At 71.3% G+C, this 14,414-nt stretch carries 14 protein-coding genes; 1 reads left to right on the top strand and 13 read right to left on the bottom strand.

The window, feature by feature from the left end:
* Positions 1-90: 90 nt before the first annotated feature.
* Positions 91-1,101: a PDR/VanB family oxidoreductase gene (locus tag OHA11_RS42200; protein WP_266505957.1), complete on the bottom strand. Its 1,011-nt coding sequence runs from the start codon at positions 1,099-1,101 to the stop codon at positions 91-93.
* Positions 1,102-1,284: 183 nt separating this feature from the next.
* Between OHA11_RS42200 and OHA11_RS42195 the strand changes: the two genes are divergently transcribed.
* A complete protein-coding gene (locus OHA11_RS42195; protein WP_266505954.1) occupies positions 1,285-2,061 on the top strand; it encodes an acyl-CoA dehydrogenase family protein in 777 nt (258 codons plus the stop codon).
* A 312-nt stretch (positions 2,062-2,373) separates the two neighbouring features.
* On the opposite strand, the gene hypE is transcribed toward OHA11_RS42195, so the two are convergent.
* From hypE to OHA11_RS42135, 12 genes are all read right to left on the bottom strand, one after another.
* Complete coding sequence (gene hypE, locus OHA11_RS42190) at positions 2,374-3,456, bottom strand: hydrogenase expression/formation protein HypE (protein ID WP_323186734.1); 1,083 nt, start codon at positions 3,454-3,456, stop codon at positions 2,374-2,376.
* A complete protein-coding gene (gene hypD, locus OHA11_RS42185) occupies positions 3,449-4,579 on the bottom strand; it encodes a hydrogenase formation protein HypD (RefSeq protein WP_266505952.1) in 1,131 nt (376 codons plus the stop codon). Before hypD ends, hypE begins: the two co-directional genes overlap by 8 nt.
* Positions 4,576-4,878, bottom strand: coding sequence for a HypC/HybG/HupF family hydrogenase formation chaperone (locus OHA11_RS42180; RefSeq protein WP_266505950.1), 303 nt, complete (start codon positions 4,876-4,878; stop codon positions 4,576-4,578). The genes hypD and OHA11_RS42180 overlap by 4 nt, the downstream gene beginning before the upstream one ends.
* 31 nt (positions 4,879-4,909) lie before the next feature.
* Positions 4,910-7,315 (bottom strand): carbamoyltransferase HypF, encoded by a 2,406-nt coding sequence (gene hypF, locus OHA11_RS42175; protein ID WP_266505947.1) that lies wholly within the window; start codon positions 7,313-7,315, stop codon positions 4,910-4,912.
* A gap of 14 nt (positions 7,316-7,329) precedes the next feature.
* Complete coding sequence (gene hypB / locus OHA11_RS42170) at positions 7,330-8,085, bottom strand: hydrogenase nickel incorporation protein HypB (protein ID WP_266505944.1); 756 nt, start codon at positions 8,083-8,085, stop codon at positions 7,330-7,332.
* 3 nt (positions 8,086-8,088) lie between these two features.
* Complete coding sequence (locus OHA11_RS42165) at positions 8,089-8,487, bottom strand: hydrogenase maturation nickel metallochaperone HypA (protein ID WP_266505941.1); 399 nt, start codon at positions 8,485-8,487, stop codon at positions 8,089-8,091.
* A gap of 260 nt (positions 8,488-8,747) precedes the next feature.
* On the bottom strand, positions 8,748-9,290 hold the full coding sequence (locus OHA11_RS42160) for a hydrogenase maturation protease (RefSeq protein ID WP_266505938.1): 543 nt from the start codon (positions 9,288-9,290) through the stop codon (positions 8,748-8,750).
* A complete protein-coding gene (locus OHA11_RS42155; RefSeq protein WP_266505936.1) occupies positions 9,287-10,717 on the bottom strand; it encodes a hypothetical protein in 1,431 nt (476 codons plus the stop codon). The genes OHA11_RS42160 and OHA11_RS42155 overlap by 4 nt, the downstream gene beginning before the upstream one ends.
* Positions 10,714-11,406, bottom strand: a complete 693-nt coding sequence (locus tag OHA11_RS42150; protein WP_266505933.1) for a DUF6084 family protein — start codon at positions 11,404-11,406, stop codon at positions 10,714-10,716. The genes OHA11_RS42155 and OHA11_RS42150 overlap by 4 nt, the downstream gene beginning before the upstream one ends.
* Entirely contained in the window at positions 11,403-12,065 is a 663-nt protein-coding gene (locus tag OHA11_RS42145; RefSeq protein ID WP_266505931.1) for a DUF5947 family protein, read from the bottom strand. Before OHA11_RS42145 ends, OHA11_RS42150 begins: the two co-directional genes overlap by 4 nt.
* Positions 12,062-12,601, bottom strand: a complete 540-nt coding sequence (locus OHA11_RS42140; protein ID WP_266505928.1) for a hypothetical protein — start codon at positions 12,599-12,601, stop codon at positions 12,062-12,064. Before OHA11_RS42140 ends, OHA11_RS42145 begins: the two co-directional genes overlap by 4 nt.
* Positions 12,598-14,382, bottom strand: coding sequence for a nickel-dependent hydrogenase large subunit (locus OHA11_RS42135; protein ID WP_266505925.1), 1,785 nt, complete (start codon positions 14,380-14,382; stop codon positions 12,598-12,600). The genes OHA11_RS42140 and OHA11_RS42135 overlap by 4 nt, the downstream gene beginning before the upstream one ends.
* Positions 14,383-14,414: the final 32 nt, after the last annotated feature.

The raw sequence follows: 14,414 nt of genomic DNA, 5'->3' as shown, positions 1-14,414 counted from the left end.
AGGAACGCCATCCATCCCTGCTTGTCGGCCGACGAGTTGATGGGTGGGCGGCCACGGGGGTCGAGTGCGTCGAACATCGCGCCGTAGCGCTTAGGGCTTGCAGAGCACGGCACCCCCGGCTCGGTCGACGAGCTGATCGTGCTCGCCGTCGAACTCGGTGACATGAACGAGCTGCGCCGCCTCGCGGATCGTGGCGCCGGTGGCGCGCTCCTCGTCGGACAGCACCGAGTCACGGTGCTCCGCCTCTCCGTCGAGCACCGTGGTCTCACAACTGGCGCAGGGTCCCTCGCGACATGACGCCGGAACCTCGACGCCCGCGGCGCCGAGGGCGTCCATGATGGACTGCCCGGGACCGACGCGGACCGTCGTACCCGTGCTGGCGACGCGGACGTCGAACCCGTCGTCCTGCACCGCGGCTGGTTCCTGCGGGCGCGGCTGAAACCGTTCGATGTGCAAGGTCCCCACGCTCCGCTCGCCCCACCGCCGCTCGACGGCGGCAAGCAGGGGCTCGGGGCCGCAGGCGTAGATCGCGGTCCGGGGCCCCGCGGCGTCCAGGATCTCCGCCAGCGGCAGCAGCCCGTGTTCGTCCTCGGGCCGGACTCGTACGCGTTCGCCGTAGCCGCCGAGTTCCGCGAGGAACGCCATCCGCTCGCGCCACCGGCCCCCGTAGTACAGCGCCCAGTCCGTGCCCCGCTCCTGTGCCGCGCGGAGCATCGGCAGGATGGGCGTAATGCCGATTCCGCCCGCGATGAAGAGGTAACGCGGCGCGGCGACGAGCGAAAAGTTGTTGCGCGGGCCACGCACCATGAGCCGGGAGGTAACCTCGACGCTTTCGTGCAGAGAACGCGAGACACCGCGACCGTTCTCCTCGCGCAATACCGCGATACGGTAGCGCCCGGTATCGGCTGGCTCCCCGCAGAGTGAATACTGGCGGACCATTTCCGGATCGGTATCCGGGGCGAGTACGCCGATATGCGCGCCCGGTGCCCACTCCGGCAGCGCCGCGCCGTCCGGATCGACCAGTTCGAACGAGCGCACTTGAGCCGCTTCGTCACGGACGGCCGCAACGTCCAGGGCCATCCAGTCCGCCAGAGTCACCACGGTTTCCTTCCTCCTCGTGTCGGCGCATCGGCAGTCTCTCCGCACAAGAGCGGAAGGACGATCACGGACCGGACTCCACTCGGCCGATTGGTTCTGGCAATGACGCCCGCCTTGGCCGCGGCGTTCTGGCGCAATGGTCGCGTCATGCCACGTGACGGCCGCCCATCAAGGAGGAATTCCGAGGTGCCCAGCCCGCAGGAACTCGCGATACGTACCCGCTCCTTCATCGACGACCATGTCCTCCCCGTCGAGCGGGAACTGGTGGTGGACGGCCGCCCGATGGACGACGCCCTGCGCCTGGAGCTGCAGAAGGCTGCCAAGGAGGCGGGCGTCTTCGGACCGATGTCCGCCGTCGAGCACGGCGGCCTCGGCCTGGACATGCGCGGCGCGGCGCCGGTGATGGAGGCGGCGGGCACCGGCCTGATCGGCCCGCTCGCCCTCAACTGCTCGGCTCCCGACGACGGCAACATCCACCTGCCGGCACACGCGTGCGACGAGGAGCAGGCCCGCCGCTACCTCGCTCCGCTGGCGGCGGGCGACGTGCGCTCGGCCATCGCCATGACCGAGCCCGCCCCCGGCGCCGGTTCCGACCCGGGCATGCTGATGACCGTCGCCGAGGAGACGGACGACGGCTGGGTGATCAACGGAAGGAAGCACTTCACCACGGGAGCCGAGGGCGCCGCGTTCACCATCTGCGTGGCGAACACCGACCACGGCGTCACCCTGTTCCTGGTGGACCAGGACAACCCGGGGATGACGGTGGGCCGGCGGATGCCGACCCTGGACCACAGCAACCCCGGCGGCCACAGCGAGGTCGAGTTCGCCGACTGCGTCGTGCCGAACAGCGCGGTGCTGGGAGAGGTCGGCCTGGGGCACGACTACGCCCAGGCGCGGCTGGCTCCCTCCCGTCTGGCCCTCTTGCCTTGCGGCCGCTGTCGGGGATGTTCCCGAGCTTCTTGATGGCCGCCTGTTTCGACTCTCCTGGCCCGAAACGCCCGGTCCCCGGCGGCGCAGGACGCGGACCCTGATGATCCGCCGCTCGCTGCGAGTCGGGGTCCGGCGCGCGCGTCACGTTCGTCCGAGCCACCGCACGGAAAGTGCCCCAGCCCCAGCCGTAGCCAGGGCACCGGGCAACACGGCCGGTCACCCGATGTGGATGAGACGCTTCTGCCACAACCGGCGTGACCCACAGGACCCGCCGTCCGGGCGCCGACCGGGTTGACGGTCCGGTCGGCGCCCGCACGGCCGACTCCTCGACAGGCGACGCCCCTGTCAGCAGATCCGCGGCAGTTGCTCCCCGATCGGCAGATCGACGACGCGCGTTCCCCCCAGGCCGGTCCGGGCCACGACCATGCCGGGATGCGCCTCGACGGCCTCACCGATGATCACGGAGCCCGCGCCCAGAGGATGGGCTCGCATCGCCTCGAGGACGGCGTCGGCGTGCTCGCGCGGGACGAAGGCCACCAGCTTGCCCTCGTTGGCGATGTACATGGGGTCCAGTCCGAGAATGGCGCAGGCGTTGGCCACGGCCGTCGGGACCGGGACGTCGCGTTCGCGGATGACCACTCCTGTGCCGGAGGCCTGCGCGATCTCGTTGAGCGAGGCGGCCAGGCCGCCTCGCGTGGGATCGCGCAGGACGTGCAGGTCCGGGGTGACGGCGAGCATGGCGTCGACCAGGCCGCCGAGTGCCGCGCAGTCGCTCTCGATCTCCACGCCGAATTCCAGGCCCTCGCGAACGCTCATGACCGCCACCCCGTGTACGCCAATGGCGCCGCTGACAATCACGACGTCCCCGGGGACGACCCGCTGCGGGCGCAGGTCGACGTCCGCGGGGACGAGACCGATGCCCGCGGTGTTGATGTAGATCCCGTCGCCGTGTCCGGCCTCCACCACCTTGGTGTCGCCGGTCGCCACCTCCACACCGGCGGTGCGCGCGGCCGCACCCAGCGCCTCGGACACCCGCGTGACCACGTCCAGCTCGACGCCCTCCTCCAGGATGAATCCGCAGGAGAGGTAGGCGGCACGGGCGCCGCTCATGGCGAGGTCGTTGACGGTTCCGTTGACCGCCAGGTCACCGATGCTGCCGCCGGGGAAGAACAGCGGCCGCACCACGTAGGAGTCGGTGGAGAACGCCAGCCGGGCACCACCGAGGGAGAGAAGGGCGGCATCGCCCATCTGGGCGAGCACCTCACCTCCGAAGGCGGGTGCGAAGATCTGCTGGACCAGTTCGGCGGAAAGGACTCCACCGCCCCCGTGGCCCATGACGACACGCGGCCGGTCACGCACGGGTGCCGGACACGTCCACGCCTCGATGTCCAGAGCGGCCGGAACGGGGAGATCGGTGGTGTCAGACAACGGGGCTCGCCTCCCGAACCGTCGTGGTGGTGGGCACGTCGAGCCGCCGGTAGAGGTAGTACGCCGCGCAGGCGCCCTCGCTGGAGACCATGGTGGCCCCCAGGGGCGTGCGCGGGGTGCACAGAGTGCCGAAGGCCTCGCACTCGTGCGGCTTGAGCAGCCCCTGCAAGACCTCTCCGCTGCGGCACTCGGCGGGTTCGGCCGTCCGAATGTCGCCGACCGAGAAGCGGTACTCGGCGTCGTGGTCCCGGTACTTCGGCGACAGTCGCCAGCCGCTGTCGGGGATCACCCCGATGCCGCGCCAGGCACGGTCGGTGACCTCGAAGACGTCCTCCAGCATGGCCCGGGCGGCCGGGTTTCCCTCCGGGCGGACGGCACGGGCGTAGGCGTTGTCGACGGTGTGCTCGCCGCGTTCCAGCTGGCGGACGGCCCGGCGCACGCCTTCGAGGATGTCCAGTGGCTCGAAGCCCGTCACGACGATCGGCACCCGGAAGCGCTCCGCCAGTTCCGGGTACTCCCCCACACCCATCACGCTGCAGACGTGCCCGGCCGCGAGGAAGCCCTGCACACGGCAGCTCGGCGACGACATGATCGCCTCGATGGCCGGGGGTACGCGGACATGGGACACCAGCATGCTGAAGTTCTCGATGCCCAGCCTCCGGGCCTGATGGACCGTCATGGCGTTGGGGGGCGCCGTCGTCTCGAAGCCGATACCAAAGAACACCACCTCGCGGCCCGGGTTCTGCTGCGCGATCCGCAACGCGTCGAGCGGTGAGTAGACGACACGCACGTCACCGCCTTCCGCGCGGATCTGGAACAGGTCCCGTCCCGTGCCCGGCACGCGCAGCATGTCACCGAAGGAGCAGAAGATCACCTCCGGTCGGGAGGCGATCTCCAGCGCCTTGTCGATGACCTCCAGCGGGGTCACGCACACGGGACAGCCGGGACCGTGGATCAACTCGACTTCCTCCGGCAGGAGTTGGTCGATGCCGTGCCGGATGATGCTGTGCGTCTGCCCTCCGCACACCTCCATCAGGGCCCACTGCCTGGTCACCGTGGCGTGGATGTCGTCGAGGAGCCGACGCGCCAGCTCCGGGTCCTGGAACTCGTCGATGTACTTCACTGGTTGCGCACCTCTTCCACCGGGTCCACGCCCGCCTCCGCCGCCGCCTCCCAGGGGTCACCGAACTCCTCCTGCAGCAGGCCGAGTTCGGCGAAGAGTCCGAGCGTCTGGCGCGCCGACTCCTCGTCCAGCCGTTGCAGGGCGAACCCGACGTGGACGATGGCGTACTCGCCGACCTGGAGGTCGGGCAGGTACTCCAGGCACACCTCCTTGACCACGCCGCCGAAATCGACGGTGGCCATCCGGGTGCCGTCCCGTTCCTCGATGTCCAGCACTCTGCCGGGTACCGCCAGGCACATGGGCCTCTCCTCGCTGTCGGTCGCGCGTCGCTCAGTCGGTGGGAGTGGGGGTGAGAGTGGCCCGGGCGGCCACCATCAGCTGGCCCAGCGCCAGGCCGCCGTCGTTGGGCGGCACCAGGTGGTGCCGCAGGACAGTGAAGCCGTCCTCGCGCAGGGCAACGGCACAGGCCGAGGAGAGCAGCGTGTTGGCGAACACGCCTCCCGTCAGGGCGACCGTGTCCAGCCCGTGCCGCTCTCGCGCCCGCGCGCAGACCCGGTGCACCAGGCCGGTTACGCCCCGGTGGAAGCGAGCCGCGACCAGGGCCGGCTCGACGCCGACCCGCAGGTCGCGGACGATCGCCGCGAGCACGGGGGCCGGATCGGCCCGTACGACGCCGCCGCCGGTCTCCTCCGACTCGCACAGGGCGAAGGCGTACGCGGTGGTGTCGTCGGCGGGCGCGCGCAGAGCCGCACCCTCCAGCTCGACGGCGGCCTGTGCCTCGTATCCGGCGTGGTGGCACACCCCGGCGAGCGAGGACACGGCGTCGAAGAGCCGACCCATGCTGGACGTGGGGACACAGTTCAGGTCGCGCTCCAACTGCCGTTCCAGCAGCCGGAGTTCGCCGGGCGGGCAGGCGGCCGTACAAGCAAGGTCGTCGGACCAGCCGATCCCGGCCGCCCTCAGATGGGCCAGCGCCATGCGGTACGGCCGGCGCACCGCGGCGTCGCCGCCGGGCAGCGGAACGTACGCGAGGTGCCCGAACCGGGTGAAGCGGTCGTAGTCCGCGAGCAGGAACTCCCCGCCCCACACGGCGCCGTCGTCGCCGTGGCCCGTGCCGTCGAAGGCGACGCCGATCACCGGCCGGGTGCCGTCCAGCCCGTGCTCGGCCATCGCGGCGGCGATGTGCGCGTGATGGTGCTGGACGCGTACGACGGGCCGGTGCACCGCATTCCGGTCGGCCCAGCGGACGGAGCGGTAGCCGGGATGCCGGTCGGAGACCAGGCTCTCGGGCCGTACTCCGGTGATGGACTCCAACTGCGCCACCGCGCGCTCGAAGACCCGCTGCGTAGCGACGTCGTCCATGTCGCCGATGTGCGCCGACAGCCAGGCGCGGCGGCCCGCCCCCAGGCAGAAGGCGTTCTTCAGGTCTCCGCCGACCGCGAGGGCCGGTCGCACGGGCAGCGGGAGGGACACCGGCAAGGGGGCGTAGCCGCGGGAGCGGCGGATCACCAGCGGCTCCCCGTCGCAGACGCGGACCACCGAGTCGTCGCACGGGACGTGGATCGGCCGGTCGTGCGTGAGCCAGGCGTCGGCCAGGTGCGCGAGCCGCTCCAGCGCCTCGGTGTCGTCGGTGACGATCGGCTCACCGGACACGTTGCCGCTGGTCATGACGAGCAGCCGGGGGCCGTCCGGGTCGCCGGGCAGGCCGAGCAGCAGATGGTGCAGGGGCGTGTACGGCAGCATCACGCCGAGGTCGGGGCTGCCGGGCGCGACGGCCTCGGCGGGCCGCGGGTCACCGGCCGCGTACGACAGGTGCGGATGCCGCCTCATCAGCACGACCGGCCTGGCCCGGCCTTCGAGCAGGCTCCGCTCCTCGGGGTTCAGCCGGACGAGGTGCCGGACGTCGTCCGCGGTCCTGGCCATGACGGCGAACGGCTTGTCCCCGCGCGCCTTCCGGCGTCGTAGGAGGGCGACCGCCGCCTGGTTCGTGGCATCGCAGGCCAGGTGGTAGCCGCCCAGGCCCTTCACGGCGACGATCGCCCCCCGCGTCAGCAGTGCGCGCGCCTCGGTGACCGAGTCCGCCCCCTCGACACTCCTGAGCCCTGGCTCCTGGCGGACGAGTAGCCGCAGACGCGGCCCGCAGGCCGGGCAGGCGACCGGCTGCGCGTGGAAGCGACGGTCGGCCGGATCCGCGTACTCGCGGGCGCAGTCGTGGCACATCGCGAAGCCGGCCATCGTGGTGTGGGCCCGGTCGTACGGTACCCCGGTGACGATCGTGAAACGCGGGCCGCAGTGGGTGCAGTTGACGAACGGGTGGCGGTACCGCCGGTCCGCCGGATCGCCCAGCTCGGCGAGGCAGTCGGCGCAGGTGGCGCAGTCCGGGGAGACCAGGGTGCGGGCCGGTCCGCCGGAGTGGGAGGCGAGGATGGTGAAAGCGGTGCCGCCGACGGTACCGGCGGGAGACATCTCCCGGTGGTGGACGGACTCGACGCGAGCCAGCGGCGGCGCCTGGGCGGCGATCCGGTCGCAGAACCGGGCCACGGCCGAGGCGGTGCCCTCGACCTCCACGACGACGCCCTCCGCAGTGTTGATCACATGTCCGGCCAGGGCGAGTTCGGTGGCGAGGCCGTACAGGTAGGGCCGGAATCCCACGCCCTGCACCACTCCCCGGACGGTGACCCGGCGGCGTAGCGGGGTGTCCTCGGCGACGGCGGCCGGGGCCTGCGGACCGCTCACGAGGGGTGGACCGCTCACGGGTGGGTGTGGGCCATCGCGCCGGTGACCTCCGGGTGCGCGTAGGTGTGCCCATGGTGCGGGAGCTGCCGGGCCATGACCGGCGAGTGGACGGGTGCACCATCCGCCGCCGCCATCGCCCTGTCGAGCAGCGCGCCGACCCCCTGCCCCCGGCGTGCCGAGGTCAGGACCACCTCGACTCCCGGGTTGACCTGCTCCACGTTCGCGCGGAACGCGGCCTCGTCGAACTCGACGGCCTCCGCGATGTCGGTCTTGGTGACCACGACCAGGTGGGCCAGGCCGAAGGCGGTGGGGTACTTGAGCGGCTTGTCCTCGCCCTCCGTCACGGAGGCGAGCGTGACCCTCAGGGTCTCCCCCAGGTCGTAGGAGGCCGGGCAGACCAGATTGCCGACGTTCTCCACGAACAGCAACCGGGTGTCGTCGGGCAGCCACCCGTCCACGTGCCCGGCGAGCATCTCCGCCTCCAGGTGGCACAGGCCATCGGTGAGCACCTGCTTGACGGGGACACCGGAACGCGCCAGGCGCGCCGCGTCGTTCTCGGTGGCGAGATCGGCGGTCAGCGCGGCGACGGGAACGGACCGCTCTCGTGCCCGCAGCAGTTCGCGCTCCAACAGCGCGGTCTTGCCGCTGCCCGGACTGGACAGCAGGTTGACGACCGCGGTGCCTCGCGCCGCGAGGTGTGCGCGCAGTTCATGGGCGCTCGCGTCGTTCTTCGCGAGTACGGCCTGGCGCAGGTCGACGACACGGCACATGGTTCAGCGCTCCTCGGAGATCGGTTCGCGGGCGGGCGCGTGCAGGGGACCGCCGTCGTCCCAGTGCACGTCGACGATCTGCAGTTCCCGGCCCGCGAGCAGTTCGGTACGGGTCCCGCCGCACGCGGGGCAGGTCAGCCGGGGCGGCATGCCGACGGCCCATGCGTGGGCACAGGGCGTGCAGCGGGCGCGCCCCGGCACCGCTTCGGTGAGCAGTTCGGCGCCTTCCAGCAGGGTTCCGGCGCAGGCAAGTTCGAAGGAGAAGGCGAGCGCATCGGATACGACGCCGGCCAGTTCGCCCACCTGGAGCCTTACCGACCGCACCGCCGTGACATCTCCGGCCCGGGTGGCGGCCTCTGCCACCTGGTCGACGACGGCCAGCGCGACGGACATCTCGTGCATGAGTCTCCGTCCTTCCACAGCCTGGCTCCCGACCGCCTCATTAGAGGCGCGCACACTCGGGGGCATGGCCCGGCACGCCGTCACCGGCCGGGCAGGTACGCCGTTCGACGCAACCGCACGGCACCGCCGGGTGGCGCCCCCGGTTCACATCCGTCGGATCCGCAGGTAGCGCCTGATGTCGGGAAGCACCTCGGCGACGACGACGGCCATGGCGGCGAGAGCCGCTCCACCGATGACGATCTTCTTCATCCCGTCTCTCCTCATGTCTGAGCCTCAGCGGTTGAGGCCTGCGCCACGAACGGCGTGCCGCCCCGCAGCAGCTCTTCGATCAGCCGGACGGCCTCCGGTACGGCGTCGGACACCGGCGCACTGAGACCGATGCCCTCGTCCACCGAGGCGGGTTCGCATCCGACGACCAGGACGCGGCGTGGTAGCTCACCGCCGGTCCCGGCGCAGAGGGTGCCCAACAGCGCCAGGACGGTGTCGGGGGTCATCCGGTGGCCGTCGATCGCGGGGACCGCGCCGGTGTCGCGGCTGGGGCCGTCGTGTTCGATCACGTACAGCGTGCCGGGGGCTTCGCCGCGTGCCGTGGCGTCCACGAGGACGAGGGTGTCGTAGCCGTCCAGGAGCTGGTAGGCGAGGTGGACGCCGCGTACGCCGATGTCCACCACCTCGACGTGTTCCGGCAGTTGCCGTTCGGCCAGCCGGCGCGCGGTCTCCACGCCGAAGCCGTCGTCTGCGAGGAAGATGTTGCCGATGCCCGCCACGAGAGTCCTCGGACCTGCCGGTGGGGGAAGGTTCATACGTCGTCCTCCAGCGGTGTGACCTCGTCGGGCTGGAAGTACAGGAACCGTCCTTGCTCGCGGCGGATGTCGACGCCCGGGTCACCCTCGACCGTGACCGCCAGGTGCACCCCTCCGTCGACGTCGTGCAGCACCGCCTCGACCTTGGCGGTGCTGCCCCTCAGGAAGATGTCCTGCGCGTCGGTGCGCCGCAGGCCCGGGCGCAGCTCGACGCGGCTGCCCTTGCCCACCGACCGGTCGTCCACGACCACACGGTCCTGTGTCGGGTCGAAGCCCGCGTCGCTCGCGGGGTCCCACCAGGGCGTGTCGGGCCGCCGCACCCCGTACTCGTCGGGGAAGCCGAGGTCCGGGGCGGCGGGGTCCGGGCCGGTGACCTCGCGCAGACTCCGTACCGCCCCGTGCAGGCGTTCCAGAACCTCGGCCGGCATCGAGTCGGCCAGCTCGATCGCGGCGGCCGCCCGCTCGTCGGTGCCCCTGGCCTCGCGTTTCTCCTCGTCGGTGAGGGCCGCGGTGCGCAGCGCGAGAATCTCGTCGATCTCGGTGGCGTCGTAGAACGCGCCGGGGCTCTCCGGTGCGATGGCCGGATGGTCCTCCAGGATGATCGGCGAGGACAGCACGAGGTCGGCGCGGCCGGGTTCGCCGACGAGTACGGGCCAGATGTGCAGGTTGCGGCAGGCGGCGACCGCGCCCTTCGCCCACTCGGGGGGATCGGTCATCGACAGGAACGATCCGGCGCTGAGGGCCATGAGGAGGTGGGTGGCGACCAGGGAATGCGGCAGCGCGGCGTCCCGGTCGGCGGCGTGTCCCTCGGGCGGTGTCCAGTCGCTGGTGTTCTCGACGACGGCGGTCAGCCGCATGGCCCGATAGGGACCGTCGAGTTCGCGGGCGGACAGCCGGACCCTCCCGCTGATCTCCGCACACCGCCGGACCAGCCGGCCCACGGTCCGGCCGGCCGCGTCCAGGACCGGTGCGGTGTCCTCCCGGGCGGGGAGCCGGAAGGGATGGGTGCTGCCGTCGCCGAGGAGTTCGTCCACCGACGCGACCACCTCGACACGCTCCTCGCCGCCCTCGTCCCAGGGCACCAGCACCCGGTCTTCGAGGCGGAGTTCGGAGACCGTGTCGTAGCCGCCGTCCGTGCGGGCCCGCTGCACCGTGCGCCGTCGGGCGTGCAGGAAGCGCACCTCGACCGAGAGAGTCGCGCCTGCCTTCGGTTCCATCAGGCACTCGGTGTGCTGGAAGGCGTGCTCCTCGCTCTCGGCGCCCCAGCTGGGCGGTACGAGGACCCCGAACTGCCAGCGCAGCCGGTTCTTGGCCGCCGAGGCGCGGTACGGGTAGAGCACATAGCCCTCGAAAAGGACGGCGTCGGCCACCTGCCGGGCGAGGGCGAACCGCTCCTCCGTCTCGGGTGCGAAGGCGGTCACGGTCACGGATCCGTCCTTCCGGTGGTGCCGGTGAGCGCGCGCAACGGGTCGCTCCGGGGCGGGTCCGCGGCACCGCTGTCGTCAAGCAGTGCCTTGAGGGCCGCCTCCCAGGAGGGCAGCGCGCGCCGGGAGCGGTAGGCGAGCAGGGCGTCCATGGTGTCCTGCGGCAGCCGGATCCAGCCGCACCCGGGGAAGTGCTGCTCGACCATCTCCCGCCAGGTGGCGACCGGCATCCGGAAGGCCGCCTCCCGGTCCCACGGGACCGGCTCGACCTGGAAACCGCCGGCTCCGGTGAACGCCGTACCGGAGAAGAGCATCAGCAGCGGAACCTCGCCGTCGGTGAGGGCGGTGAGGTAGCGGGTCGCGGCGATGTCCATGTCGTAGGTGCAGGGCACGACGAGGTCGGCTTCGATCTCTCCGGTGAAGCTCGGGACCATGAGCGAAACCTGGGAGAACTGCACCGGCTTGAGCGTGCTGCCCCAGCGTGAGCGCTCGCCGAAGAGGTCCGCCAGCCCGTCGGCCTCGGCGGACTCGTAGCCACGGCGGGCGGGTTCGATACGGATCTGGCAGCGCAGTGCGAGAGCGTGCACGTGCGCGTTGCCGGCGGCGGTGACGCGCAGCCGGAAGACGAGGGTCGGTCCGGCGGCGTACCGGTCGGCGCGAACACCGGTGCAGGCGAAGGAGAACTCGGTCACGGCCGCACCGCCTCCTTCAACGGGTGTCCCGCCTCGTCCACGGGCCGGACGCGGCGCGCGACCTCCGCGAAGAACGCGTCCAGCGCGGCGCGGGCCTCGGCCCCGCCGTCGAAGCCCTGCCACAACAGGCGCATACGGCCGACGAGTTCGTAGCAGATGTCGATCGGTACGAGGTGGCACTCGAAGCGGCCTTCGGTGCGGCGCAGCAGCAGCGCCTCCACATCGGGTTCGAGCAGTTCGGCGAGGCGGCTGCCGCCGAGGACCGCCGTCCACGTGGCCGGTTCGAGTTCGCTCTCAGTGGCTCCGGCCGGGCTCGGGTAGAGGGCGACCAGCCGGTCGAGGGCCGCGTTGCGGAAGAGGAAGGCGACGCCGACCGGGATCTGCAACGCCTCCCACGTGCTCTCGTCGAGGCGGTGTCCGGGGTCGGTGAGGTAGCGGGCCGGGACCGTGCGGAAGCGGCCTGCGGCGGCGCCCGGCTGTGCCATCAGCAGCGCGCAGGGGACGCAGGCGCAGACGAGGGCGCGCTTCTCGGTGTCGACCAGGTGACGGTGGTCCGACTCCACCGTCACGGCGCACAGTTCGCACCGCTCGGGCCGCGGAGGTCGCTCGGTGAGGAACCTCCGCAGGCCGGGCGTGCGCGTCGCCGGGGACGCCGTCATCGGGCCCCCGTCGGTGCCGTGCTGATCTGCAGGAGCGTGGGCCCGGCGGGCGCGGTCCGGACGTCGACGGCCCTGACCTCCGGCGCGAAGCAGGCGAGCGCAGCCTCCGCGGCCTCCCGAGCGCCCGCACCGGAGCCGGAGCCACAACCGCAGCCACCCGCCTCCCGGGCCCGCAGCGTCAGGGTGCCGCTCTCCTCGTCGAAGTCCACGACCTCCAGGGCGTGTTCCCGTACGACGTCGAGGGCGCGGGCGATACGGGTGTCGCGGTCCTCGGGGTGCAGTTCGTGCAGGACGAGCAGGCTCGCGACCAGTTCGTCACCGAGCAGTCCCGCCGACGGTCCGCCGGGCGCGGCGGACAGCAGGTGGAGGATGCGGGCCAGGCCGGCACCGTAGAAGTCCATGAGGGACCGGACGAGTTCCTCCGCCGCCGCGGCGGCGGCCGGGTCGCCGCTCGCGGTCAGCCGCTCCAGCACCTCCTCGACGCGGCGTCCGGTCTGCTCCGCGTTCACCGGCGCCGTGGCCGTCACCGCGCTCATCCGCCCAGTCCGCTCAGGCCGGTCGGCACGTGCATCGACTTCACGGTCTTGCCGCCGCCGACGTACATGTGGACGCCACAGGGCAGACAGGGGTCGAAGCTGCGGACGGCGCGCATGATGTCGATGCCCTTGAAGTTCTCCGGGGTGTTCTCCTCGAAGATGGGCGTGTTCTGCACGGCGTCCTCGTACGGGCCCGGTGTGCCGAAGGTGTCCCTGGTGCTGGCGTTCCAGGGCGTGGGCGGGTACGGGTGGTAGTTGGCAATCTTGCCGTCGCGGATCACCATGTGGTGGGAGAGGACGCCGCGGACCGCCTCGGTGAAGCCGACGCCGATGCTCTCGTCCGGGACCTCGAACTTCTCCCAGGTCTGGGTGCGTCCGGCCCGGACCTCAGCGAGACCCTTCTCCGCGCAGTGCAGGGCGACGGCGGCGGCGTACGCCTGGAAGTAGGTACGGGCGCGGTTGCGCTCCAGCGCGTTGGACCACTTCGGGATCTTCCACTCGAAGCTGGTCTCCGGCTTGGTCATGGTGCGCGGCAGGTTGATGACCACGCTGTGGCCGGTGGCCTTGACGTACCCGATGTCGACGAGCCCGGACAGGGCGGTCGACCACAGGCGGGCGATGGGGCCGCCGCCGGTGTCCAGGGCGAGGTGGTCCTTGCCGTCGAACCAGCGGGGCGACATGACCCAGCTGTACTTGTCGTCGAAGTTCCGCTTCTGCGGGGCGGGGATGGTGTGCTGGTTCCACGGGTGGCGCGGGTCCACCGGGTTGCCGAGCGGGTCGTGGGTGACGAACTGTTCCTGGCCCTGCCAGTCCTCGTAGTAGGAGCTGCCCAGCAGGATGCGGATGCCGAGGTTGATCTCGGTGAGGTCGTTGGTGACGAGCTTGCCGTCGACGACGATGCCGGGCGTGACGAACATGCGCCGGCCCCAGTCCGTCATGTTGGCGTAGGTGAAGTCGCAGTATTCGGGATCGTTGAGCGCGCCCCAGCAGCCGAGCATGACCCGGCGGCGGCCCACTTCCTCGTACCCGGGCAGGGCCTCGTAGAAGAAGTCGAACAGGTCGTCGTGCAGGGGCACGACGCGCTTCATGAACTCCACGTAGCGCATCAGGCGGCTCATGTAGTCGGTGAAGAGCTGCACGGAGGCGATGGTGCCGACGCCGCCCGGGTAGAGCGTGGAGGGATGCACATGGCGGCCCTCCATCAGGCAGAACATCTCGCGCGTGTAGCGGCTGACCTGGAGGGCCTCGCGGTAGAACTCGCCCTCCAGGGGGTTGAGCGAGCGCATGATGTCGGCGATCGTGCGGTAGCCGTGCTCCGCGGCGTGCGGGGCCTCGGTGCGCTCGGCGAGTTCCAGGACGCCGGGGTTGGTCTCCTTGACCATCTTCTCGCAGTAGTCGACCCCCACCAGGTTCTCCTGGAAGATGTTGTGGTCGAACATGTACTCCGCGGACTCGCCGAGGTTGATGATCCACTCGGCGAGGTGCGGGGGTTTCACGCCGTACGCCATGTTCTGCGCGTACACCGAGCAGGTGGCGTGGTTGTCCCCGCAGATCCCGCAGATGCGGCTGGTGATGAAGTGGGCGTCGCGGGGGTCCTTGCCGCGCATGAAGACGCTGTAGCCGCGGAAGACCGACGACGTGCTGTAGCACTCCGCGACCCGCTTCTGCTTGAAGTCGATCTTCGTGTGGATGCCCAGGCTGCCCACGATCCGCGTGATCGGATCCCAGGCCATCTCCACCAGGCCGCTGCCGTCGCCGGCCGCCTTCGTCTTCGGTGCCATCTGTGTGCCGTGCCCTTCGTTGCGCGGGAGGT

This window comes from Streptomyces sp. NBC_00878, assembly GCF_026341515.1.
In the GTDB taxonomy this organism is placed as follows: Bacteria; Actinomycetota; Actinomycetes; order Streptomycetales; family Streptomycetaceae; genus Streptomyces.
Note: the sequence above shows the minus strand (reverse complement) of the source record. Positions and strands in the feature narration are given on the sequence as shown.

What these genes read in the sequence shown, in the direction of transcription:
- hypB (WP_266505944.1), bottom strand. Translation starts at nt 8,085, where the DNA reads ATGTGCCGTGTCGTCGACCTGCGCCAGGCCGTACTCGCGAAGAACGAC.
- OHA11_RS42140 (WP_266505928.1), bottom strand. Translation starts at nt 12,601, where the DNA reads ATGAGCGCGGTGACGGCCACGGCGCCGGTGAACGCGGAGCAGACCGGA.
- OHA11_RS42165 (WP_266505941.1), bottom strand. Translation starts at nt 8,487, where the DNA reads ATGCACGAGATGTCCGTCGCGCTGGCCGTCGTCGACCAGGTGGCAGAG.
- OHA11_RS42145 (WP_266505931.1), bottom strand. Translation starts at nt 12,065, where the DNA reads ATGACGGCGTCCCCGGCGACGCGCACGCCCGGCCTGCGGAGGTTCCTC.
- OHA11_RS42160 (WP_266505938.1), bottom strand. Translation starts at nt 9,290, where the DNA reads ATGAACCTTCCCCCACCGGCAGGTCCGAGGACTCTCGTGGCGGGCATC.
- OHA11_RS42135 (WP_266505925.1), bottom strand. Translation starts at nt 14,382, where the DNA reads ATGGCACCGAAGACGAAGGCGGCCGGCGACGGCAGCGGCCTGGTGGAG.
- OHA11_RS42180 (WP_266505950.1), bottom strand. Translation starts at nt 4,878, where the DNA reads ATGTGCCTGGCGGTACCCGGCAGAGTGCTGGACATCGAGGAACGGGAC.